This window comes from Acinetobacter sp. LipI_19 (assembly GCF_058242925.1).
In genome coordinates this window covers 1352272-1375614 of record NZ_JBZAYK010000001.1, presented here as the reverse complement: position 1 = coordinate 1375614, position 23343 = coordinate 1352272, and the positions used below count along the sequence as shown (strand labels likewise).

Below are 23343 nucleotides of genomic sequence, written 5' to 3'. Positions count from 1 at the left end.
CATTATCAAGTTGAATCGTGATGAAGCCAAATTTAAATTCTCCATCGAAATTAAGTGATAGCACTGTAAGGGAAAAATTTAAATCAATGAATCCCCTCATCTCTGTTATCGAGTCTATTTCAATGCAAGATCTACTTACAATTGAATTTCGTAGCAACATTCGCATTCCTTATCCTTTAGAAACTGTTGCAGCAGGCTTTCCATCACCCGCCCAAGACTATACTGAAAAGAAAATTGATTTAAATGAACACTTAATTCATAACCCTATTGCAACCTTTATATTAAAAGTTAACTCCTTATCAATGAAAAATGCAGGTATTGAAATTGGAGATGAAATCTTAATTGATCGTAGTCTAGAGGCTGAACATGGCGATATTGTTTTGGCATTAATCAACAATGAATTTACAGTCAAACGCTTTATGCAAGTTAAAGTATCTACAGGAATTTATGATATTTGGCTCAAAGCAGAAAACCCTGATTTTCCAGATATTCACCCACACAGTGAAGAACAAATTATGATTTGGGGCGTAGTTACTTATATTCTTAAAAAATTAAAATGATCATTAAAAGTGACAGCACTGGTTTATGCTAATCATCTTAAAGTTTCATTTGCGATACTCTTGTAAGCCAATACTCACTAAAAATAGGTTAAAAAAATAATTGTTATGATTGAATCATTAAGACGCCTAGCACTCTCTCATCAGGGTCTAATTTCACCTACTTCGTTCGGTACAGGGTTATCTGGAACACGCCATGCCATTGAACATCTTGGCTATGTCCAGATTGATACAATTTCAGTAGTAGAACGTGCCCACCATCATATTTTATGGAACCGTGTTCCGGATTATCAACAAAGCCATTTAAATCAACTGATCAAACAACAACATATTTTTGAATATTGGTTTCATGCAGCATCTTATTTACCGATGCAGGATTATCGCTATGCACTTCCTCATATGACATCGATTAGAAATGGAGAGCATCGTTATTTTAAGCACGGTGATCAAGCTTTTATGAATGAGATTCTGGCTCGGGCGAAAGCTGAAGGCAGTATTCGATTACGTAACATTGAACAAGGCAATAAGCAAAATTCGGGGGGCTGGTGGAACTCAAGTTTAGCGCGTCGTTCTATTGAACAATTGTTTATGCAAGGCGATTTGATGATTTCTGAACGTAATGGTATGGAAAAAGTCTATCAACTGACTGAATATTGTATTCCAAGTCAGCTTGATCTGAGTGTTCCTACATTAGAGGAATATGCCCACTACTTGTTCAATACCACGCTTCGTGCACATGGCGTGTTTACATGGAAGCAATTGTTGCATTTAAAAGTTGGACAAAAGATCCGTAAGGCAATGCGTGACATTGTCAATGAAAAATTAGATGCGGGTGTAATCACCACTTTAGCTCAATTAGGCAGTAGGGACAAAGATAGTCAAAATCTTTATATCCCAACCGATGCCTTAGAACGGATCCCGACTATTGAGTTGAAAGTCAAACTTCTCTCTCCTTTTGACAATCTGGTGATACATCGTGAACGTCTAAATACCCTGTTTAAATTTGATTATCGATTGGAATGTTATGTGACGCCACCTAAACGTATATTTGGTTATTTTTGTCTACCTATTTTATATGGGGATCAAATTGTGGGACGTATAGATTGCAAAGCACATCGGGCAAAAAATCAATTTGAAGTCATCAGCCTACATTTTGAACCCTATCATCTTAATCATACTATTGCGGATCCAGCGCATTTTTTTAGCACACTAAACACTGAAATACACTATTTTGCCCAATTTAATCAATGTATAAATATAAATGAAGGTCTTCATAAAATTCTTGATCATAGCAAGAAACAATTCAAGTGATAGGTAACGTAAGCTTAAAATCAAAATGCTTTAAAAGCATAATAAAGTCAAACCACTTAATTATTCATACAATTGATTTGCATCAAGTCATTGATCATCAATAAAGCTTATGTTTTTGTATGAAGTTTTTTGGTTATGAATAATTTTTTGTATTATTGAATTCTAGAGGATTATCCTGCCGTGGAGCGACATAAATATCGCCTATCGTTGTAAGGTGGGAATGCGATGGTACAGGACGTTCCCTTGCACAACATAAGCAAAACAAAGCACGGCTTTGTTTGCAGTGCAAGGTTTATTATCTTTTGGAGGCATCGCCTACGCAAATTAAATTTAAACTTCCCCCTCTAATATGTAGCTGTATATATTCTTGTGTATGCGTTTTTTACAGGTTAACTCTATCTAAATCTAAAATGACAAAACACCTAAGTTGAGGCGTTTTGTCATTAAAAGCTACGATTGAGTTTAGTTCAAAGCCCTATTTTTGCTGAGGCTTGTGTTGGTTTTGCTGATTTGGTTGAGCTTGTTGGTTGGATTGTTGCTTTTGCTGGTTTTGTTGATTTGATTGTTGATCTTGCTGACTGTGTTGCTTCTGCTGTTGATTAGATTGATTGGGCTGACCTTGTTGGTCGTTCTGCTGATTCTGTTGTTGATTAGCCATTTTCATATCCATCCTTTTCAATATTGGGATATGCCGTACAAATCTACGACAACTGTTAATTTAGCCCTTTCAGTTTTCTATACAAGGATTGAGATGTTTCATTTTTCGACATTGTAAGCTGCAATTTAAGATATACCTTTTAAAAGAATCACTTCTCTATTCAGCATTTTTACCTAAATTACTTAAACCACTACGAAGCTCAACAGTGCTTATTAAGTTTTGTATCTCGCCAATCCCTTTATTGAAATCATCCCGTCCAAATGATGAATAAATCCACATTTGATTTGAATTTATTTTAAACATCTTTTAATATTTAACTTGAATTTGTAACTTTTTCAAAATATCTCATGAGTGAACAAATTTTTGCTTTGATCGACATTAACAATTGTTATGTCAGTTGCGAACGCGTATTTAACCCCAGTTTAAATAACAAACCAGTTGTCGTATTAAGCAATAATGATGGTTGTGTCGTTTCACGAAGCAACGAAGCCAAGGCGTTAAATATAGATATGGCTATCCCTTGGCATGAAGTTGAACAACAAGCCCAAAAAGCCGGAGTACTCGCCTTTTCAAGTAACTATGCTTTATATGGTGATTTTTCAGATCGTTTTTTTAAAATTTTAAAGATTTTTTTTAAAGATGAGGATTTGGAAGCCTACTCTATTGATGAGTGTTTTATCAATCTCAGTTCCTATCAAGACTTATTCGTTCTACAGGATTACTGTAGAAAACTCATCGAAACCATCCAAAAATGGCTTGGTCTACCCTGTTGTATTGGTATTGGCTATAGTAAAACCCAAGCAAAGCTTGCCAATAGTTTTGCCAAGAAACGGCGCGGCTTTGATAGTGTCTGTGACCTGACTGGTTTAGATTTGTGCAGTTTTGAAAGTTTACTACTTGAAACCAGTGTCGCTGAGGTCTGGTGTGTTGGACGTAAAACCAGCAAACGGTTACAAGCTTATAATATTTATAATTGCTATGACTTAACTTTTGCCAATGAACATTACCTTGCACGCGAGTTTTCAGTGGTCATTGGACGCACCATTCGTGAGCTAAAAGGTCAATCCTGTATTGCTTTGGACGATGCAGACATTCCCTCAAAACGTATCCTTTCGTCACGCAGTTTTGCATCTGCTCTAAATAATGTTGAGATTATTAAACAAGCCATTATTTTCCATGTCAATCGTGCACATCAACGACTAAGCAAGCAACGCCAACTGTGTGCAGTTGTGCATGTTTCCTTATATGAAAAAGTTGCTCAAGCACCCTATAAAAAGGCACAAAGTAGTGTCATTGGCTTGATGTATGCAACAGACGATTTGATGATTTTAACCAAGTCAGCATTACAGCAAATTGATGTTTTATTTAAAGAAAATTTAAAGTATGTAAAAGTCGCCGTCATGTTCTCAGCACTGCATAGCAAAAGCCAGCACATCAATGACTTATGGCATCCTGTAGACTTTATTCAGCAACGTGATCAACTGATGGATACACTCTCCAGTATGAAACAACGCTTTGGCTCAGACTGTATTCAAGTAGGTTATCATTCCGACAAAGAAACATGGAAAATGCGTCAGCAAAATCGTTCTCCAAGCTATACAACGCGTTGTAGTGACATCTTATGTATTGATGATAGCCATATGGCTGTTACACAAATCAAATGAATAGTTTTGGTCACTCAGTTTAAAATGAAGTCTCTGTAAAACATCTGCTAAAAATGTCATATTTTAACATTGCCATTTACAGACAAAATTAACATTATATAGCCCATACAAGGCACTGCGTTTCCGCGACGATTCAAAGAAAATATAAAGTATTTGTGGAAAAATATGCCATAATATGCAAACTTTGCAGACATCTTGCAATTTTTTTTGCGACTTTTGAATTGGAGCACTCTCAATGAGTTCGACCATTTTGGTCATTCACGGACCAAACTTAAACTTGCTAGGAAAGCGCGAACCTGAGGTCTATGGTCACCTCACATTGGATGACATTAACCAACAACTGAGTCTCCAAGCACGACAAGCTAATATGAGTTTAGATACTTTTCAAAGCAACTGGGAAGGAGCTGTGGTCGATCGTATTCACCAAGCACAACAAGACGGCATAAAATTTATCATTATTAATCCTGCCGCGCTGACCCATACCTCAGTTGCTGTACGTGATGCTCTACTTGGCGTTGCGATTCCATTTATTGAGGTACACCTTTCTAATGTTCATGCACGTGAAGCATTTAGACATCATTCTTATTTATCAGATAAAGCTGTTGGCGTCATTTGTGGTTTAGGTGCCAAAGGCTATTCTTTTGCACTTGATTTCGCCATCGAAAAACTTAAATCTTCAACCCAATCATAATTTAGGAATACGAACCCATGGATATTCGCAAAATTAAAAAGCTCATCGATTTGATGATCGAATCTGATCTTCAAGCAATTGAAGTGAAAGAAGGCGATCAATCGATTGCTTTAACTCGCCGTAATCCTGTGGTTGCTGCTGGTGTAGCACCTATTGCCCTTCCAACCGCTGAAGCGCCTGTAGTTAAAGCTGCCTCTCGTGGTGCAGTAGAAACGTCTCCAATGGTTGGTGTGTTCTATTCAGCACCAAGTCCGGGTGAAGCACCATTTGTGAATATTGGTCAGACTGTTTCTGCGGGTGAAACTTTAGGTATCATCGAAGCAATGAAAATTATGAACCCTATTGAAGCAACTCAAAGTGGTGTAGTTGAAGAAATTTTAGTAAAAAATGGTGATGTAATCCAGTTCGGTCAACCTTTATTTCGCTACCGCGCGTAATACCTCGGGGGTTGATATGTTGCAAAAAGTTTTAATTGCAAACCGAGGTGAAATTGCATTACGCATCACTCGTGCTTGTAAAACTTTGGGAATCAAAACTGTCGGAATCTACTCAGATGCTGATAAAGATTTGATGCATTTACGTTTTTGTGATGAAGCCGTATGTATAGGTCCTGGCGCAAGTAGTGAAAGCTATTTAAATATTCCAGCCATTATTACCGCAGCAGAAATTACAGGCGCAGATGCCATCCATCCGGGTTATGGTTTCTTATCTGAAAATGCTGAATTTGCAGAAATTGTAGAAAACTCAGGATTTATTTTCATTGGACCTCGTCCCGAACACATTCGTCTGATGGGAAATAAAGTTTCCGCAATTACGGCGATGCGTAAAGCAGGTGTTCCAACAGTTCCTGGTTCTGCTCATGCGGTCACACCAAACAATGCATTGGCTGAAGCCAAAGAAATTGGTTTCCCATTGATTGTAAAAGCTGCTTCAGGCGGTGGTGGGCGTGGGATGCGTATTGTTGAGCGTGTTGATACATTACTTGAATCTGTTCAAGCTGCACAACGTGATGCTGAAATGTGGTTCGGGGATGATACGGTTTATATGGAGCGTTTCCTACAAAAACCACGTCATGTTGAAGTACAAGTTTTAGCCGATGGTAATGGTCAAGCGATTCATTTATATGACCGTGACTGCTCTTTACAGCGTCGCCATCAAAAAGTGCTTGAAGAAGCACCTGCACCAGGTTTACCAGAAGAAGCGCGTGCACATATTCTTGAAGCTTGTGTCAATGCATGTAAGTTGATGCAATACCGTGGTGCTGGTACTTTTGAGTTCTTATTTGAAGATGGTGAGTTCTTCTTTATCGAGATGAATACTCGTGTTCAAGTTGAGCATCCGGTGACTGAACAAGTGACTGGTGTTGATATTATTGAACAGCAATTACGTATCGCTGCAGGTCTAGGTTTAAATCTTCAACAAGAAGACATTAAAATCGAAGGTCATGCGATTGAATGCCGTATCAATGCAGAAGATCCGTCAACCTTCTTACCATCACCAGGTAAAATTGAATCATTCTATGCGCCAGGCGGTGCGGGTATCCGTTTAGATTCTCATATCTATCAAGGCTATAGCATTCCTCCGTATTATGACTCAATGATCGCAAAGTTGATTTCTTATGGTAAAGATCGTGAAACCGCGATTGCCCGTATGAAACAAGCCTTGGATGAGATGATCTTAACTGGAATTAAAACCAATATTCCATTACATAAAGATCTGATTCTTGAAGATAAAAACTTCTGTTCACAAGCAATGGATATTCACTACCTTGAAAAACACTTATTAAAACAAGTTCAAGGACATGAAAAAGAAGCTTAATATACATTCTCTAATCCCGTAAAAACCCAATAAAAAACCTCTGTAAAATCAGAGGTTTTTCATTTTAAAGCAAATGCTTCATTACTTAGACAAGCATTGATGCTTTAAATCGACTTAAGGCAAGACTCTGCGTAAAGTAGCAAAGCACTGATCCCCTTTGTCAGAAATACAAAAATTCAAGGTGTTCTTATTAATCCACTTCACAAAATATTGGGTAACTTCACCAGACTGATCTTCTTTACGTCCTGAACAATCTGTTTCATTATTTTCATAGCGAATTTGCATGATTAATGCAGGTGGCTTTTCCAACGTATTATCCGGTGAAGGTTGATAATCAAACAGACCAGTTGACCACTCTTTGGCACTATTCACCACCACTTCATTGGAACCACGGAAATTATAATATTCTGTACATTTCTTATTTTCTGGAATTTCCATACCCCATAAGCCTAAAATTTCAGGGCGAGTATTTATACGAATTGTGCTTGTGGTATTGGTTGCAGCCACAGTCGTAGGATTGGTTGCTTGAGGTTGAACTGTTTCAGCTCTCACAAAAGGTGAAAGGCTAAGCAATAAAGAAATTATAAGTGCTGTTTTTTTCATACCAAGTCTGTATGTAATATTTCATCAGACATAAATTAGCATAGATTTAGAATAAAACATGTAAAATTAACCATATATGAACAATCTTTCTTGTGTAATCTATGCAAAAAACATTTTTGTGACGAGCCCGAATTAAGGTAACTAAAACTATTGATTTATCGATACAAATAGATATGATTACTGATTAATACCTTAGCAGAGCCAGATAAAATATTGGCTTAGAGATTAATCCCTCTTTAGAATAGGTTAGTAAATTGCCTCGAGCTCTCGCATATTTAAGTCAAGTGCTTAAAGACAACATCTCTGCATTTTTTATTATTGCAATGATTATTTTTGTCTGTGCATTGGCTGGAATATTGGGTAGACCCTTATCTTTTCTTGCCATTTTTTGGCCCGCAAATGCTGTTTTACTTGGACTCTTTTTAAGGTTTCATCGCTTAAAAAATATAGGTGGATGGATTGGTGCATTTATCGCATTTATGCTTGCAGATCTGCTTACTGGCAATTCATTTTTAATCACCTTCTTTCTGACTTTAGCCAATCTAACTCACGCCGTGGTCACATTAGGCCTGATTCGTTTTTTTAAACTAGATTATAAACAATATAATAAAGGTCTAACATTTTTATACTTATTTGCAATCAGTGCCTTTGGCGGTTGTTTAGCCTCGCCAATCGTCGCAAGTTTAACTGTCCCTTATTTACCAAACACCTTTATGATTATGGATAGAATCTGGGTCGATTTTGGTATGTGGTGGACGGGTGAAATCCTCAATGTTATTGCCTTTTTACCGATTATATTGGCAATCCCAGATAAAAAAGCCATTCAAAACCATATCCAACTATTTAAACAACAGCCTTTTCAATACGAAAAATTTCTTCCGCTATTGGGCGTGATTTTCTCCGTCATTCTGACTCATTTTTTTCTGGGTCCAGGTGCAATCATGTTCCCAATTGCAGCGCTAGTCTGGGCTGCACTAAGCTATAATTTATTTTTTGTCTCTATCATTAACTGTATAGTGTGTATGCTGCTCTATAATGCATTGACTGCATATTATATTGCTCAGTCACCCGATGCCTATTTGGGCACCACACTGTCTGTACGCATCGGTTTAATGATGCTGGCTTTGGGGCCTTTAACCCTCGCTATTATCAGTTTAAATCGACAAAAGCTTTATCACCAAATCTTATACTTAGCCAATCATGATGGCCTCACCACCACACTAAATCGTCGTTATTTCTATGAAGAAAGTGAACGCACCATTGCTGAGGATGTTGAAAAACAACAAGCACACAGCGTCACAATTTTAGTTTTAGATTTAGATCATTTTAAAAAAATTAATGATCAATATGGCCATGTGATCGGCGATTATGTTTTGCAAGAGTTTACCCATCAAGTCAAAGCACAAATTCGCACGAATGATCTATTTGGTCGCTTAGGTGGCGAAGAGTTTGCTATATTATTAAAAGATCTATCTTTAGATCAAAGTATTGCCATTGCACAAAGAATTTGTAATAGCGTTTTCAATACCCCGATTCATTTAGATGATCAACGTAGCTTAAATATCAGCGTCAGTATTGGCTTAAGTTATCAGACTTTACCCTATTGCATACCTTTTCAACAGCTGATAAAACGAGCTGATGATGCTTTGTATTTAGCCAAGGAAAAAGGTAGAAATCAGCTTTGTTTAGAAAAAACCATCGAACAAAACCAAAACATATTTGCCCAATAACTCAAAACAGCAAGGAAAAGCTATGAAGTTTTCAGAATATATTCAATATGATGGTATCGGTTTAGCACAACTTGTAAAAAACAAGGAAGTACAAGCACATGAATTATTAGAAATCGCAATTCAACGTGCTGAACAAGTTAATCCTAAAATTAATGCGATCGTTATTCCGATTTATGAACATGCATTAAAAAACACCCAAAATTATGCGACTGGTCCCTTTTCAGGTGTACCATTTTTACTCAAAGATCTACATCAAGAATATGCAGGTGTCGCAACTTCATTTGGTTCCAAATCGTTTAAAAATGCGCAATATATTGCTAAAGAAAATTCAGAAATCGTCAATCGCTGGGTGAAATCTGGGGTAGTCACTTTCGGATTAACCAATTCGCCTGAATTTGGCATTAAAGGTATCACTGAACCTGAAGCTTGGGGCAGTTGCAAAAATCCATGGAATTTAAAACACAATAGTGGCGGCTCTTCTGGAGGTTCCGCTTCTGGGGTTGCAGCAGGTATCGTACCGATTGCGGGTGCAAGTGATGGAGGTGGCTCTATCCGAATCCCAGCTTCATATTGTGGCCTATTTGGCTTAAAGCCAAGTCGTGGACGTACGCCTTGGGGACCTGAAATCAGTGAAGCAATGCATGGTGCTGCGATGCAACATGTTTTGTGCAAATCAGTCCGTGATAGTGCAGCCATGTTAGATGCCACTCAAGGCTCAGATCGCACTGCTCTTTTCAACATCCAAAGCCCGACTGAACGCTACTTAGACATCATTGAAAAAGCTCCAAAGCGTCTGCGAATTGCTTTTTCCACTGTTTCCCCAATTGGAACCAAAGTTTCAAAAGATGCAGTTCAAGCTATCCAAAAGACTAGCAAACTTTTAGAATCTTTAGGACATATTGTTGAAGAGGCAACGCCTCAAATTGACGGTATGTCTCTTGCCAAAGACTTTATTACCACATGGTTTAGTCAATGCGCTTATACGGTCAATCAAGTCAAACAGAAATTTGGCGCAACAGATCAAGATTTTGAATTAGATACACTGGCAATTGCCGCATTTGGGGCCAAGGCTTCTGCTGTGGACTATATTAACAACCTCAATAACTGGGGTGTTTATGTTGCAAAAATGAACCATTTCTTTGAGCATTATGACTTATTTTTGATCCCGTCTACAGCCTCAGTAGCACCGAAAAATGGTGAGGTAAAAACACCATCTTGGCAGGTTCCGATTTTAAAAGCCTTGCTCAAAGTTGATCAAGCCCACTTACTGGCAAAAGGTAAGTTAGTTGAGCAAATGATTAAAAATAATTTGCAGTGGGTTCCATTTACTCAATTGGCCAATATCACGGGCTTACCAGCCATGTCAGTACCTTTATATTGGAATAAGGATAATCTACCTTTAGGTTCACAATTTATTGCCCCTTTTGGACGTGAGGATGTGTTATTACAACTGGCGGCACAATTAGAGCAGGCGCAACCTTGGGCATCTAAATATCAAAGCATTCTATTATAAATTTTATCTGCTTGAATATTCCCATTAAACATCGGGTACTGATGTGAATATTTATTTCAGAATAAGGCTTATTTTAGAGCTGATTATTAGATTTTGAGTTACTAAAAAATGAGCATTCAATACTCAGTCATATTTTGAACTAGTATGCAATGAGTTGCTTTTATATTGATGAATTATACATGATCGGGCTATTGCGTGGCGACGGCTCTCGCCCATTGAGCGTGGGAATGCGGGGGTTACAGGACGTACCCTTCGCACAACATGAGCAAAAACAAAGTATAGCTTTGTTTGCAGTGCGAGGTTTGGCATCCCTTGCCAAAAGTGAGGCATCGACTACGTGAACCTATTTAAGCGCCAATAGTAAAGTAGGGCATTGTAAGCTTTTCAATCATAAATATTCATTTCCATAGAGAAGTATAAGTTCCAAGTTATAAAGTTATAAAGTTTACTTTTGTAAGATAAATCATATAATTCGTATATTTATTAGGTTTCTTTCACAAGTCTTTTTAAAAGCATAAATCGATGTAAAAGCACCCTCATCCTAGCCTTCCTCCCAAAGGAAGGAAGAAGTTTCATACTAATATGATTTAATTCAAATGATCATCTTCAAGCTACAAAAGAGACCTAATCAAAATTTAGAATAATAATCAATTAGATAGATATAAAAACCTGCATTACGCTAAAGTTAAAAGACTTTAGCATTTTTTTGCATAAGCAAATCAACAATCAAGACAACCACTTATACAAAAAAGTCATAAGATATGCCTGTTTTTTGATATCTGGCAATATAAGTCATGTTTGGTCCTGTTGAGTTTATTCTAGCTGGCGTTTTAGTCGGCTTCTGTGTAGGTATTACTGGTGTAGGCGGTGGTTCACTTATGACCCCCATCTTGATTAGTTTATTTCGAATAGAACCACACATCGCAATCGGAACAGACCTACTTTATGCAGCTATTTCTAAATTTTGTGGCTCAATGGTTCACGCTAAAAAACTGAATATCGTTTGGCCGATTGTTCTCTGGTTAGCTTTAGGCAGTGTCCCTGCTTCATTTATCACCCATTGGGTTTTAGACAATTATCTCAGCAGTTCAACGCACTACAAAGCCATTTTAACCATGGTGTTAGGCTTTATGCTGACCATAACAGGCTTGTCTATCGTGTTCCGTTCTAGAATTGAAAAATTCTTTGCCAAATTTCGTGCAGAAAAGCAAGATTTTCATGAAGCTAATAATTTCAACATTGAAGGCAAACGCACTTATGTGGTGATTATGGGGATTGTACTGGGTGTGTTTGTGACCCTTTCTTCTGTAGGTGCTGGCGCATTTGGTATCATGGCACTGATCCTCATGTTTCCAAATTTACCCATGATTCGTATCATTGGTTCTGATGTTGTACATGCTGTTTTATTAACCTCTGTTGCTGGATTTGCACATATGACATCTGGCAATGTAGATTTTCATCTGCTTGGATGGTTGTTGGTGGGCTCAATTCCTGCAATTGTGGTGGGAACCTTAATCAGTTCTAAAATGCCAGAAAAAATGATTCGCAAGGTTTTGGGGATCACCCTATTTGCCTTGGGTATTAACTTTATCTTAAACCCAGTTAAATCCAAACCTGTAGAAAAACCACAGGCTGCAATGGTGACGCCATCCGTCCAACAACCACAGGTTTAAAATTAAGCTTTTATTAATAACTAATAGTTATGAATTGACCGCAAAGTTTTAATGATTTATTTATGACAAAACTTCGGCCAATTCGTGTTATATTCTGACCACTAAAAATACTTTCTGTATGTTTCTAATACCCAGTGACGGCAATGAATACATTAAATTCAAATCCAATTACTCAATCAGATATTGATGACGTGAATGTCCAAAGCATTCAAACGCTGGTAACCCCAGCGGAACTTAAAGCTGAATTACCATTAAATGAAAATGCCTACCAAACTGTACTTCATGGTCGGGAAACTGTTCGTAATATTTTAGATGGTAAAGATAAACGTCTATTTGTTGTGATTGGCCCTTGTTCTATTCATGACCCTGTTGCAGCACATGATTATGCAAATCGTTTAAAAGTATTAAGTGAAAAAGTAAAAGATACTTTATATATCATCATGCGTGTTTATTTTGAAAAACCTCGTACCACCGTTGGCTGGAAAGGTTTGATCAATGATCCAGATATGAATGATTCTTTTAATATTGAAAAAGGTCTACGTTTAGGGCGCAAACTATTGCTTGAGTTAAACGATAAAGGCTTACCTTGTGCAACTGAAGCGCTTGACCCAAACTCACCACAATATTACCAAGATCTTATTTCATGGTCTGCAATTGGTGCACGTACAACGGAAAGCCAAACACATCGCGAAATGTCTTCTGGTCTTTCGTCACCTGTAGGCTTTAAAAATGGTACAGATGGTGGTTTAACCGTTGCAACCAATGCTATGCAGTCTGTTAAACATGGTCATAGTTTCTTGGGTTTAAATAACGAAGGCCAAGTTTCAGTGATTCGTACTAGTGGTAACCCTTATGCACACGTTGTATTACGTGGCGGTAATGGTAAGCCGAACTATGATGCGGGTTCTGTTGCTGAAGCGGAAAATGCATTAGCAAAAGCCAAAGTCAGCAATAAAATCATGATTGATACCAGTCATGCCAACTCAAATAAAGATCCGTATTTACAACCGCTTGTGTTGAAAAATATCACCGAACAGATTTTAGATGGCAACAAATCTATTGTCGGCATTATGGTTGAAAGCCATATCAAAGGTGGGCGCCAAGATATTCCTGAAAATCTGGCTGATTTAGAATATGGTAAATCTGTGACTGATGGCTGTATCGATTGGGAAACAACTGAAAAAGCACTTCTGGAAATGGATGCAGCTTTAAAAGAAATTTTACCAAATCGTTAATTAATATAAAAACGCCATCTACATAGATGGCGTTTTTGTTTATGATGTTATTAAACATTTTCTGTAAGAATGCTATGAACGAACTTGAACAAGAACTCTGTCAAATCGCAAACTTCCAGTTTGTCCACGAACATTTACTGACTTCAGGTCAGCCGAGTGCTGAACAACTGAAACAGATTAAAGAATACGGCGTAGATACAATCATCAATCTGGCATTTACAGATGCCAGCTTACACCTTGAACATGAAGATAAAATCTGTGCTGAGTTTGGACTCAACTACATTCAAATTCCAATCCATTGGGATACACCAGCAGATGATCAATGCTTATTTGTGTTAGATTTGATCGCGCATTTAGTACAGGAAAAAATCGTTTGGGTACATTGTGCGAAGAATATGCAGGTGAGTTGTTTGATGTATTTATATCGCCAATATTATATGGATATCGATATGCCAGCCGCACAAGAGTTGATGCATCAAATTTGGGAACCCAATGAAACTTGGACTGGTTTAATACATGCTGTTGCCTTACAACTACAAGGGCGTAAAGCCACTGAAGATTTACAACACTCTTTGATGAATGCGGATCAGTTTTCTTAAACCAGCCTAACAACATTTCAATCATTGATGTATTTAAGTAAAATCATCAACATGAACAAAAATAAGCGCCTTATGGCGCTTATTTTATTGTGATAACTTAATGTTTGATTTGCTTATTTGATCAATGGTTACTTGATTAGAAGCTGCTTGATCAAAGCTAAATTTTCAGCACGGGTTGCAGCCAAAATCAAACTGTTATTGGCAGTAAGATTTGTCCATTTTTGATTCCCACCAGTACCGCAATTATAACTAATCAAACGTGCTCGGTTATTGCTTAAATAACCATATTCCAAATCAAAACATTTTGAACCTTGCTCGATACGTTGCAGTGTGGCATTCATCGCCCACACTTGGCTTGCTGCATCATGGTTACATGAGCTTAGATTAATCACCCCACCCTGATTGGCTAAACACTGATCCATATATTTTTTGCTGTGGATTTTACCCATTGCATCGTAGATCCACTGTTCAGTGTCATCACCCGTACAGCCACTCTTACCACTGATATAGGCATTCAATTTGCCATTAGCCAGTGTTTCAACTTTTAAACAATTTGTCCCATTTTTAATACTGGAAACATGGTTTAAATTGAAATCAGTACTTAGTTCCAACTTTGCCACAAACTGATTAAATGCCTCAATCGCTTCAACATTGCCACTTTCGAGATCAGTTCGATATGCATTTATCCAACGATTTAAACGATAAAGTTTAATTTGCTGTTGGGTATAACGAACCATTTCTGTCTGCGCGTCCGCTGACAATTCAGTTTTAAATTGACGATAAGAGTCAAATAATAAGCGTGAATCCGCATCTAGGCTGACCACCTCTTTACCTTTATTATTCAGCAAAGCTTGTTCGAGTTGTGGCATTTCAAGTGTTCTTAATGCCGAATACTCTGCTTCTTTACCAATAGAAACAAAAGGTGTCATTGCTTGTGTAGTGACTGGGATATTGATATTCGACAATTTCACTGCTTGCTGGCCTGCTTTTTGGCAGTAAAGATCAATATTTTGAGGGGCATCACTTTGCGCAAGATTGATATGGAACTTATTGGCATTGCTACCTGAGTTTACCCGTTGTGGTGCAAGTGCAATATTTTCTACTTTATTGACATACTGCACATTTAACCAACAATTTGCAGCAGTGCCAGCCGAGTTGGCCTGAGGTAGATTAAAGACATTGCCCCAATTACCTCGTGCTGCAGGATAAATAATCCCCACCTGATTGATTGGATCATAGCCACCTAAAATCGTATAAACAGGCACACTAAATAAACGTGGTTTTAAAAAGTTACCATCGGCACTGTTATACCAAACATTGCCTGAGTTTGGTGTTTTAGGTTGTGCATCTACCATTTCACGCGTTGCTGCATTCCATTTTTTATAACCTGTCGTAGAATTTGGATCCCAAACGTATTTATCAAAAGCAGGTTGAATTTTTAACCACATACTATAACCAGTATAGTGGGTATATTTGGAAATCGAGCTGGCGCTAGATCCACCACTCATGGCATCCCAACCATAAGCATAGAGATTTTGGAAGTTTGGTACACCATTACTACCATCACCTAAATTGGTATTGCCCCAATTTAAATTGCCACGCATTTTATTTCGAAATGCAATATATCCCCAGCCACTATCAGCATGATGTGCAGACCAGAAATAATTTGTTGGACTTCCACTTGTTTCGACTGAGCCAGGATAATGCCCTAAACCATAGTGATGCCCGATTTCATGGCTAAATTCATTCCCCACCGAATCGATCAATGTCAAAATACCATTTCCACCACTTAAGCCGTGATTGGACTCACCATTGGCATATTTACCTCTGGCATGATGAATCACCACACTTTGAGTCACTTGTGGTTGCTCTTGACTTTGCATCGATGAACTGGTGACACCCCAATTCGCTAAGTTAATTCCCACACTAAATGTTGATTTAGCAGTATTTTCACGCATATCTCCATCATAGACACCACCATTGGTTGCACTGACAGAATCGTAAATGACACCACTTGCAACCATGACCCGATTAAGCTTCATTTCATCGTATTTGCTGACAATCATTTTTGCAGCAGGGATGGTTTGGAAATAATCGGTTCCTGCTTTTTCAGGTTCCAACAGCATATAGTGACCATTGGATTTAGGTGCATCAGTCAATAAACCTAAACGAATACTTTGTACCACCAACTCGCCTGGTGCTGCAAAATCAATATCTGCCCCAGCTAAAGAACCACTGCGATTGTTTACAGGATCTATAATACGGATGGATAATCCTGAACGTACCTCATCCCACTTTAATGCTGCTGACCATGCCTGTTTAGAGTACATCACCCGCGCTCGATCATCCTGATTAGATTGATCGGAAGCAGCAAGACGTGAAGGCTCATTTAGATTTACGGTACGTATCAGTTGGTTACCTTGATAGATTTCCGCTTGTAATTTATCAACATCTCCCATTGAAACTAAAGGTGTAACCAATAACAATGCATCTTTTTGCGTTGTTAAGCGTGGCATTTTATCCTGTTCATTATTCTTCGGATTTACCACATGGCTTTGGGCAAACTGTAGCATTGCAGCAAAGTCACCATTTAAATCATTGCGCAATAAGCGATTTCCACCCTGTGCATTAAAATCATAAAAGCCTAATACACTGCTTGAGATTTTATTTTTAACTGGTTCTGGATATTTTTCTACTATAGGTGGTGTTGTCCCTGTATTACCATTTGAACCACCCGAACCATTTTCAGGAGGCTGAGTCGTGCCACCGTTTGAACCGCCCGAACCACTCTCAGGAGGCTGAGTTGTGCCACCGTTTGAACCGCCCGAACCACTCTCAGGAGGCTGAGTCGTGCCACCGTTTGAGTCGCCTGAACCGTTCTCAGGAGGAGTCTCAGTTGATCCTCCATTTGAATCACCCGAACCATTCTCTGGAGGCAAAGTCGTACCGCTATTTGAACCCCCTGAACCGTTGTCTGGGGTTTCTGGTGTACCATCTCCAGGTAACTCATTTGTACCATCGCCAGGGTTTTGCGGTATATTCGATGGCTGATCATTTGTTGTATGGCTATCACTACCACCCCCACATGCGATAAGCATTGCTGAAAGCGTACAAATTGTTAAATATTTAAACCGTAATTGCATCACATATCTTCCCCATATTTATAACGACTTATCTCTATCCTTGGTTTTTGAGATTAAATTAAAATAATTATATATTTCAATAATTTAAATATATCACACAGATTATAATCATGTGTTTTTTTATTTAAAAAATATAAAAAGGACAGATTGCCCTAAATTTTACTTTTATGGATTTATTGAGTCTTAGGTTGTTATTTATCGGCACCGTGGCGCTATCGCGTGGCGATTGGGGGTATCGCCCATTGTGTGTGGGTATGTGGGGATACAGATTGAGTAGTGCAAGATGAGGCATCACCTACACAAAGAGAGAAGGAACTTTCAAGATCAATATGATTCACTCAACATAATTATTTTTGGATTTAAAAACAACTATTGCTGAAAATCTCGTATCGACAATTCACCACGTTCGCCTCGCCAAATCCATTTTAAACGACTATCTGCAAAACGTTCACCTTCAAACCAAACAAATAGCCCTTCCATCATCTCAGGCCAATCACTTTGACTGATATAGGTACGTTTTGAAATCACCGCAATAATCGCAGCAAGAATCGTATCGTGGCTCACAGCCAAACTAATACCGTTGTTTAGCGTAGGATGTGTTTCATAGATTAATTCAAGCACATCCACCACACCCGTAATCGGATGCTTCATACCAGGTAAGGCATTATTGACAAAACTGTTGATAAAACCTAAAGCACCTTGTGCTCTAAAATAGGGAGCAGCCTGTTTAATATCCAGCACAAAGCTTCCCGGCTCAACCAATAAGCCCTTTTCTACAATTTCGATATGATGGGTATTCGGATAAGGAGAAATTCCGTCAGCGCCTTGAATCATCAAAGCCGCGGTATCGACACAACGCTGAATGGGGCTTGAAATACAATGTTGGATCACTCGATCCGTATTTTCAATCAAATAACAGCCCCAAGCTTGGGCTAGATCACGACCTTGGGAAGTTAATTGCAGATCATAACCTGCCAGCCCCTGCCCATTCACAACCTCACGAATTGAATGACGCGTGAATAAGGTTACAGGTGTTTTCGCATCGGGCAATAAATCTATTGCTTTTAGCATACTGTTCGGCAATAAATCTAAGACCATATCAACTTAAAACTCATTTTTATACAAGCTTACTATAACATATGCAGCCAAACGCTCAATCTAATCTCAAAGTGTTAAATTATCTATAAAATGCATATGTATATCAGATTAAAAGCTCACATTGCTTAATGCTTCTAAAGCAATTTCTTTATTTTCGATGTTCCGAAATGCGATAAATCCATCATTTAAAACGGTATCACGTTGATTATAGGTAAATGGTACCGCAGCTAAACTCAGTAATCCGCCACCAATACTTTCCAATAATCCTTGTCCTGCACTGGTATCCCACTCAGAGGTAGGATGGAATCTTGGATAAATATCGATTTCACCTTCAAGCATCATACAAAACTTATAGGCACTGCCAGCCTCGCGTCTAATTACAGGTGACTCTTGCTCAATATAATCAATATATTGCTGATACTTTGGGTTTTTACTGCTATGGCTGAGCCCAATTTGAATTGCATCTTCCTCTACCGCTTTAAATTTGCAATAACGTTCCCAAGTATTATGAATAAAGCAATATTTATAAGGCAATTCTGTTAAATAACCTAAATACATCACTTGTTCAGTAGGTACAGCAATGATTGAGAATATGGTTTGGTGATTGTGAATTAGACTTAAATTAATGGTGAATTCATCACGTTCATGAATAAATTCTTTTGTTCCATCCAAAGGATCCAGCATCCAGCAAATATTCCATGTATGTCGTTGAGAATAATCACTCTCTTCTGATAGAACTGGAATTTCAGGGGTAATTTTAGCTAATTGTTCAATTAAATAGGCATTTACTTTTAAGTCAGCTTGGGTAACTGGTGACTGATCATCCTTTTTATCAATATTAAACGCATTTCCAGCACAATAATTTTGGTATTCCTCGAGCAAGATCTGACTTGCAGATGCCAAAACTGGAACTAATTTTAAAATTTGTTCATCTTGTGGTGCTTGAGTGGTAATAAACATTGATCCGACCTGTAGGATGTCTGATTTTTGTCCACAAGCCTACCATTTTTTTATGTTGAGTGCATGAAAACAATAACTTTTAAGTAATAAATATCTTGAGCTTAGATGTGCTTTTCGAACACTATATAGACTTCTAAATTTTCATTTGATTTAGATTACTCCAAGTCTATTCAACCTATTTAAAATTTTATCCAATGAAATCCATTTTAATATGGATAAATTAACCAATAACATATTGTTTTTATTAATTGTATTTATATAATTCCTCACAACTTTAAAATTCAGGCTTCAGATGCGTTGAATTTTAATCGTTGTTTTGTTCATGAATATTTTTTAAATCGGGTCTATGTTCATATATATTTTTTTGCAGTTCAAAAATATGACTGAGCACTTTGCCGATAAGCAAAATATTTTCCCTATTTTCCAATTCTGGTGCTTCTTGGATTTTTCCTGAAATATTATCTAATAGCATCGCTGCTTGATGTAATTCAGAATTTATAATATCTAATATTTTCATTTAATTCTCATTTATATCGTTTGGATCTAAGTGTTATAGCATTTAGATCTAATGCTTTAGATTGCAATATATGTAGTTGGCTCAAATTTTGAAACCATCGCTAGCGATTAGTGACCAATAAAGAAATTCGAAAATAGTAAGCTATCCAGTTCATCATCCCACATTTATTTTATTAAAATTTACACACTCATCGTGTCTTTGCTAAACTTTAAAAAACTTAGGAGTTTCTTGAATGCAAAAACCGATCATCTTTTTTGATATGGACGGCACACTCCTTGATTTAGCTTTCGATGATCTGATCTGGAATACCAAACTCCCCGAACGTCATGCAGAAACCCATCAATATAGTTTAGAGCACAGTCAAAATATTCTAAATGCATTTTATCAACAACATAATCATACTCTCTGCTGGTATTCTTCAAAATATTGGTCTGAAAAAGTTGGGGTTGATGTCCTCCAGTTACAATATGATTTTAAAGATAAAATCACCCCAAGAGCTGGCTGTTTTGAATTATTAAAACAATTAAAAGCACAAGGTTATCGTTGTTGGTTACTGACCAATGCAGATTGTGCTGGCTTAAAACTTAAACTTGAAAATGTTGATCTCAGCCCTTATTTTGAAGTAATGATCAGTAGTGAAGAAATTGGCTATTCCAAAGAGTTTATTGAGTTTTGGCAAATCCTACAGCAAAAGCATCCATTTGACCCACAAAATGCATGTTTTGTGGATGACACCATTCCAGTATTAAAAGGTGCTGAAAAGTTTGGTATAGCACACTTAATCACGATTACCCAACCTTCCAGTGGTCGTACTGCGCGTCATCAATTAGAATTGGAATATCCTGCAATCAATCATTTAACTGAGCTTTTACCTTTACTGAAAAACGTAGTGTTAGCAAATTTACAGTCAACAGATTTAGAACATAAGGATGTCGATGTCAAAACAGCCTGAGAAACAACAACTTGAAACAATGCGTGTAGACAAATGGCTTTGGGCTGCACGTTTTTTTAAAACACGCTCTATTGCCAAAGATGCAATCGAGGGTGGTAAAGTTCATCATAATAATGAACGTGTTAAAGTCTCAAAAGAGATTCGTGTTGGAATGGAGCTCACCATACAACAAGGTTTTGATCGTAAAACGGTAGTGATTAAAGCACTCTCCTTTGTTCGTGGCGGCGCACCGATCGCCCAACAACTTTATGAAGAAACTGAGGTGAGTGTGGCACGTAGAGAGTTGATTTCATCCCAAAGAAAATTGCATAATCTAGCACGCCCTGATCATCGACCAAGTAAAAAAGATCGACGACAAATTAGCAAATTTAAACAAGAAAATGATCAACAATTTGACCAATCTTGGTCCTATGATGATGACTGAATTCGTTTAGGTTGGGTACGACATCTTATGTCGTACTAATGTTTTTTAATATAGAACCATTTTTTATTTTCTGTCACTATTACTGCCGTGGACGAAAGATCAAATTTAATGACATCCACTTAAGATATTAGTGATATTACATCGTTTGAGGTTTACGAGATGGATGATAACAAAAGCAAGGCACTGAATGCGGCACTGAGCCAAATTGAGAAACAATTTGGTAAAAACACAGTGATGCGCTTAGGTGATAACACTGTTCAAGCGGTTGAAGCAGTTTCTACAGGCTCTTTAACACTTGATATTGCATTGGGTATTGGGGGCTTACCAAAAGGTCGTATCGTTGAAATTTACGGTCCTGAATCTTCTGGTAAAACGACAATGACGCTACAAGCCATTGCGCAATGCCAAAAAGCAGGTGGAACATGTGCCTTTATTGATGCGGAACATGCTTTAGATCCACAATATGCACGTAAACTTGGGGTAGATATAGACAACCTTTTAGTTTCACAACCAGATAATGGTGAACAAGCACTTGAAATCGCAGATATGTTGGTTCGTTCGGGTGCAGTCGATATGATCGTTGTCGATTCTGTAGCAGCGTTAACCCCTAAAGCCGAAATTGAAGGCGAAATGGGTGACTCTCACATGGGTCTACAAGCACGTTTGATGAGCCAAGCTTTACGTAAAATCACAGGTAATGCCAAACGTTCAAACTGTATGGTTATCTTCATTAACCAGATTCGTATGAAAATTGGGGTTATGTTTGGTAGCCCTGAAACCACAACTGGTGGTAACGCATTGAAGTTCTATGCTTCTGTACGTTTAGATATTCGTCGTATTGGACAAGTTAAAGAAGGCGATGAAATTGTAGGTTCTGAAACCAAAGTCAAAGTTGTTAAAAACAAAATGGCGCCTCCTTTCCGTGAAGCACTTTTCCAAATTATGTATGGTAAAGGTGTGAACCATTTAGGTGAATTAGTTGATCTGGCTGTTGCACAAGAACTCGTACAAAAAGCGGGTGCTTGGTATTCATATCAAGGTGACAAAATCGGTCAAGGTAAAAACAATGTCATTCGACATTTAGAGGAAAATCCTCAATTGGCTCAAGATCTTGATCGTATGATTCGTGAAAAACTTTTAACCACTGCCAATGCTGCACCTGCAGAAGATAAAGAAGAAGAACCTGATCTTTTAGATGTTTAAATTAAAACTTTATTTTAAGTATATCAAGCGCCTTTCGAGGCGCTTTTTTATGCTAAAAACCAAATTAAACAACAGTCATTTTGATTTAAGATAAATTTCAGTTATAACTAAACGAAAGCCCTATAAATCAGACTTAATCATTATCATGTATAAAAAAATCAGAACAATCACTGAATTTTTATTTTTTCGAGCCCCACAAATTCAAGAAAACATACTGGATCAACATTTCTGCAATAAAACGATTTTAATTACAGGTGCAAGTTTTGGGATTGGTGAAGCATGTGCAAGGCTGTTATCCAATACACAATGCACGCTTGTGCTGATTGCACGTAGTACAGATAAGCTTGTACAACTCAAAAGTGAATTAGAATCTAATCAGTGCCATATTGAAATCATCTGTGCAGATTTATATCAATCCGATGCCGCAGAACATATTTTTCAAAGCCTAACAGCGCGCAATATTCAGATTGATGTATTGATCCATAATGCAGGAAAATCAATTCAGCGCTCTATTTGGGATAGCTTAGATCGCCCACAGGATATCGATCGAACCATTGCAATTAATTACATCAACCCTGCCCAACTTACCCGTTTATTGTTAACTGATTTAAAACTCAAGCAAGGGCAAATTATTGTGGTTTCAACCATCAACACCAAACTATTTGCCCCGCCATTTTGGTCAACCTATCAAGCCTCGAAAACAGCAATGCAACAGTGGATTCTTGCCATTCAACCAGAATTGGCGGTTTATGAAGTACACGCAGGCTTAGTCTACTTACCCTTAGTCCGTACACGAATGATTTTACCCACTAAACAATATCAGCAAATGCCAGCGATGCAAGCAAAAGACGCCGCTCAAGCAATTCTTGCGTGCCTAATTTATCGTAAACGACAATGGCAACCATGGTGGCTAGGAATTACACAGATTGCTTCAATATTGTTGATCACACCGATTTATTATTTCTATAAAAATTTACTCAAGCGAAAGTTATAA

22 protein-coding genes are annotated in these 23343 nt (G+C 37.8%); 16 read left to right on the top strand and 6 right to left on the bottom strand.

What is annotated here, in order from left to right:
• Positions 1–122: 122 nt before the first annotated feature.
• Positions 123–560 carry a LexA family protein gene (locus tag AC4CVF_RS06645; RefSeq protein WP_490774125.1) on the top strand — a complete coding sequence of 146 codons (438 nt, stop codon included), beginning with the start codon at positions 123–125 and terminating at the stop codon, positions 558–560.
• 105 nt (positions 561–665) lie between these two features.
• Complete coding sequence (locus AC4CVF_RS06640) at positions 666–1868, top strand: winged helix-turn-helix domain-containing protein (protein WP_490774126.1); 1203 nt, start codon at positions 666–668, stop codon at positions 1866–1868.
• Between the two features lie 475 nt (positions 1869–2343).
• On the opposite strand, the gene AC4CVF_RS06635 is transcribed toward AC4CVF_RS06640, so the two are convergent.
• Complete coding sequence (locus AC4CVF_RS06635; protein ID WP_490789112.1) at positions 2344–2526, bottom strand: hypothetical protein; 183 nt, start codon at positions 2524–2526, stop codon at positions 2344–2346.
• A gap of 347 nt (positions 2527–2873) precedes the next feature.
• Here AC4CVF_RS06635 and AC4CVF_RS06630 point away from each other — a divergent pair, with 347 nt between their 5' ends.
• The 4 genes from AC4CVF_RS06630 to accC all read left to right on the top strand — a co-directional run bounded on the left by AC4CVF_RS06630 (position 2874) and on the right by accC (position 6699).
• Positions 2874–4190: a Y-family DNA polymerase gene (locus AC4CVF_RS06630; RefSeq protein WP_490774127.1), complete on the top strand. Its 1317-nt coding sequence runs from the start codon at positions 2874–2876 to the stop codon at positions 4188–4190.
• A gap of 235 nt (positions 4191–4425) precedes the next feature.
• Positions 4426–4881: a type II 3-dehydroquinate dehydratase gene (gene aroQ / locus AC4CVF_RS06625; RefSeq protein ID WP_336950894.1), complete on the top strand. Its 456-nt coding sequence runs from the start codon at positions 4426–4428 to the stop codon at positions 4879–4881.
• Positions 4882–4898: 17 nt separating this feature from the next.
• Complete coding sequence (locus AC4CVF_RS06620) at positions 4899–5318, top strand: acetyl-CoA carboxylase biotin carboxyl carrier protein (RefSeq protein WP_336950893.1); 420 nt, start codon at positions 4899–4901, stop codon at positions 5316–5318.
• 16 nt (positions 5319–5334) lie between these two features.
• Entirely contained in the window at positions 5335–6699 is a 1365-nt protein-coding gene (accC, locus tag AC4CVF_RS06615; RefSeq protein WP_336950892.1) for an acetyl-CoA carboxylase biotin carboxylase subunit, read from the top strand.
• Between the two features lie 114 nt (positions 6700–6813).
• On the opposite strand, the gene AC4CVF_RS06610 is transcribed toward accC, so the two are convergent.
• Positions 6814–7302: a hypothetical protein gene (locus tag AC4CVF_RS06610; RefSeq protein WP_336950891.1), complete on the bottom strand. Its 489-nt coding sequence runs from the start codon at positions 7300–7302 to the stop codon at positions 6814–6816.
• Between the two features lie 254 nt (positions 7303–7556).
• On the opposite strand from AC4CVF_RS06610, the gene AC4CVF_RS06605 reads away from it, so the two are divergent.
• From AC4CVF_RS06605 to AC4CVF_RS06580, 6 genes are all read left to right on the top strand, one after another.
• Positions 7557–9032 carry a GGDEF domain-containing protein gene (locus tag AC4CVF_RS06605; RefSeq protein ID WP_490789111.1) on the top strand — a complete coding sequence of 492 codons (1476 nt, stop codon included), beginning with the start codon at positions 7557–7559 and terminating at the stop codon, positions 9030–9032.
• 22 nt (positions 9033–9054) lie between these two features.
• Positions 9055–10545, top strand: coding sequence for an amidase (locus AC4CVF_RS06600; protein WP_419360013.1), 1491 nt, complete (start codon positions 9055–9057; stop codon positions 10543–10545).
• A 179-nt stretch (positions 10546–10724) separates the two neighbouring features.
• On the top strand, positions 10725–10886 hold the full coding sequence (locus AC4CVF_RS06595; RefSeq protein ID WP_419327318.1) for a hypothetical protein: 162 nt from the start codon (positions 10725–10727) through the stop codon (positions 10884–10886).
• Positions 10887–11339: 453 nt separating this feature from the next.
• Complete coding sequence (locus AC4CVF_RS06590) at positions 11340–12218, top strand: sulfite exporter TauE/SafE family protein (RefSeq protein ID WP_034615589.1); 879 nt, start codon at positions 11340–11342, stop codon at positions 12216–12218.
• A 143-nt stretch (positions 12219–12361) separates the two neighbouring features.
• Positions 12362–13453: a 3-deoxy-7-phosphoheptulonate synthase gene (locus AC4CVF_RS06585; RefSeq protein ID WP_004719768.1), complete on the top strand. Its 1092-nt coding sequence runs from the start codon at positions 12362–12364 to the stop codon at positions 13451–13453.
• 74 nt (positions 13454–13527) lie between these two features.
• A complete protein-coding gene (locus AC4CVF_RS06580) occupies positions 13528–14052 on the top strand; it encodes a protein tyrosine phosphatase family protein (protein WP_419327363.1) in 525 nt (174 codons plus the stop codon).
• A gap of 128 nt (positions 14053–14180) precedes the next feature.
• Here AC4CVF_RS06580 and AC4CVF_RS06575 read toward each other — a convergent pair whose 3' ends face one another.
• The 4 genes from AC4CVF_RS06575 to AC4CVF_RS06560 form a co-directional block, all read right to left on the bottom strand.
• On the bottom strand, positions 14181–17195 hold the full coding sequence (locus AC4CVF_RS06575) for a M66 family metalloprotease (RefSeq protein ID WP_490789110.1): 3015 nt from the start codon (positions 17193–17195) through the stop codon (positions 14181–14183).
• A 369-nt stretch (positions 17196–17564) separates the two neighbouring features.
• On the bottom strand, positions 17565–18293 hold the full coding sequence (locus AC4CVF_RS06570) for a histidine phosphatase family protein (protein ID WP_490789109.1): 729 nt from the start codon (positions 18291–18293) through the stop codon (positions 17565–17567).
• Positions 18294–18401: 108 nt separating this feature from the next.
• Entirely contained in the window at positions 18402–19253 is an 852-nt protein-coding gene (locus AC4CVF_RS06565) for a 3'(2'),5'-bisphosphate nucleotidase CysQ family protein (RefSeq protein ID WP_336950883.1), read from the bottom strand.
• A gap of 304 nt (positions 19254–19557) precedes the next feature.
• Entirely contained in the window at positions 19558–19770 is a 213-nt protein-coding gene (locus AC4CVF_RS06560; RefSeq protein WP_336950882.1) for a hypothetical protein, read from the bottom strand.
• A 232-nt stretch (positions 19771–20002) separates the two neighbouring features.
• Between AC4CVF_RS06560 and AC4CVF_RS06555 the strand changes: the two genes are divergently transcribed.
• The 4 genes from AC4CVF_RS06555 to AC4CVF_RS06540 all read left to right on the top strand — a co-directional run bounded on the left by AC4CVF_RS06555 (position 20003) and on the right by AC4CVF_RS06540 (position 23343).
• Positions 20003–20722, top strand: coding sequence for an HAD-IA family hydrolase (locus tag AC4CVF_RS06555; RefSeq protein ID WP_490789108.1), 720 nt, complete (start codon positions 20003–20005; stop codon positions 20720–20722).
• A complete protein-coding gene (locus AC4CVF_RS06550; RefSeq protein WP_336950812.1) occupies positions 20706–21146 on the top strand; it encodes an RNA-binding S4 domain-containing protein in 441 nt (146 codons plus the stop codon). The genes AC4CVF_RS06555 and AC4CVF_RS06550 overlap by 17 nt, the downstream gene beginning before the upstream one ends.
• Positions 21147–21305: 159 nt before the next feature.
• A complete protein-coding gene (gene recA, locus AC4CVF_RS06545; protein ID WP_336950811.1) occupies positions 21306–22349 on the top strand; it encodes a recombinase RecA in 1044 nt (347 codons plus the stop codon).
• A gap of 145 nt (positions 22350–22494) precedes the next feature.
• Positions 22495–23343 (top strand): SDR family NAD(P)-dependent oxidoreductase, encoded by an 849-nt coding sequence (locus AC4CVF_RS06540; RefSeq protein ID WP_490789107.1) that lies wholly within the window; start codon positions 22495–22497, stop codon positions 23341–23343.

Bases quoted from the DNA above. Each gene is read 5' to 3' on its own strand.
- AC4CVF_RS06645 (WP_490774125.1), top strand. From the start codon at position 123: ATGCAAGATCTACTTACAATTGAATTTCGTAGCAACATTCGCATTCCT.
- AC4CVF_RS06640 (WP_490774126.1), top strand. From the start codon at position 666: ATGATTGAATCATTAAGACGCCTAGCACTCTCTCATCAGGGTCTAATT.
- AC4CVF_RS06635 (WP_490789112.1), bottom strand. From the start codon at position 2,526: ATGGCTAATCAACAACAGAATCAGCAGAACGACCAACAAGGTCAGCCC.
- AC4CVF_RS06630 (WP_490774127.1), top strand. From the start codon at position 2,874: ATGAGTGAACAAATTTTTGCTTTGATCGACATTAACAATTGTTATGTC.
- aroQ (WP_336950894.1), top strand. From the start codon at position 4,426: ATGAGTTCGACCATTTTGGTCATTCACGGACCAAACTTAAACTTGCTA.
- AC4CVF_RS06620 (WP_336950893.1), top strand. From the start codon at position 4,899: ATGGATATTCGCAAAATTAAAAAGCTCATCGATTTGATGATCGAATCT.
- accC (WP_336950892.1), top strand. From the start codon at position 5,335: ATGTTGCAAAAAGTTTTAATTGCAAACCGAGGTGAAATTGCATTACGC.
- AC4CVF_RS06610 (WP_336950891.1), bottom strand. From the start codon at position 7,302: ATGAAAAAAACAGCACTTATAATTTCTTTATTGCTTAGCCTTTCACCT.
- AC4CVF_RS06600 (WP_419360013.1), top strand. From the start codon at position 9,055: ATGAAGTTTTCAGAATATATTCAATATGATGGTATCGGTTTAGCACAA.
- AC4CVF_RS06595 (WP_419327318.1), top strand. From the start codon at position 10,725: ATGATCGGGCTATTGCGTGGCGACGGCTCTCGCCCATTGAGCGTGGGA.
- AC4CVF_RS06590 (WP_034615589.1), top strand. From the start codon at position 11,340: ATGTTTGGTCCTGTTGAGTTTATTCTAGCTGGCGTTTTAGTCGGCTTC.
- AC4CVF_RS06585 (WP_004719768.1), top strand. From the start codon at position 12,362: ATGAATACATTAAATTCAAATCCAATTACTCAATCAGATATTGATGAC.
- AC4CVF_RS06580 (WP_419327363.1), top strand. From the start codon at position 13,528: ATGAACGAACTTGAACAAGAACTCTGTCAAATCGCAAACTTCCAGTTT.
- AC4CVF_RS06575 (WP_490789110.1), bottom strand. From the start codon at position 17,195: ATGCAATTACGGTTTAAATATTTAACAATTTGTACGCTTTCAGCAATG.
- AC4CVF_RS06570 (WP_490789109.1), bottom strand. From the start codon at position 18,293: ATGGTCTTAGATTTATTGCCGAACAGTATGCTAAAAGCAATAGATTTA.
- AC4CVF_RS06565 (WP_336950883.1), bottom strand. From the start codon at position 19,253: ATGTTTATTACCACTCAAGCACCACAAGATGAACAAATTTTAAAATTA.
- AC4CVF_RS06560 (WP_336950882.1), bottom strand. From the start codon at position 19,770: ATGAAAATATTAGATATTATAAATTCTGAATTACATCAAGCAGCGATG.
- AC4CVF_RS06555 (WP_490789108.1), top strand. From the start codon at position 20,003: ATGCAAAAACCGATCATCTTTTTTGATATGGACGGCACACTCCTTGAT.
- AC4CVF_RS06550 (WP_336950812.1), top strand. From the start codon at position 20,706: ATGTCAAAACAGCCTGAGAAACAACAACTTGAAACAATGCGTGTAGAC.
- recA (WP_336950811.1), top strand. From the start codon at position 21,306: ATGGATGATAACAAAAGCAAGGCACTGAATGCGGCACTGAGCCAAATT.
- AC4CVF_RS06540 (WP_490789107.1), top strand. From the start codon at position 22,495: ATGTATAAAAAAATCAGAACAATCACTGAATTTTTATTTTTTCGAGCC.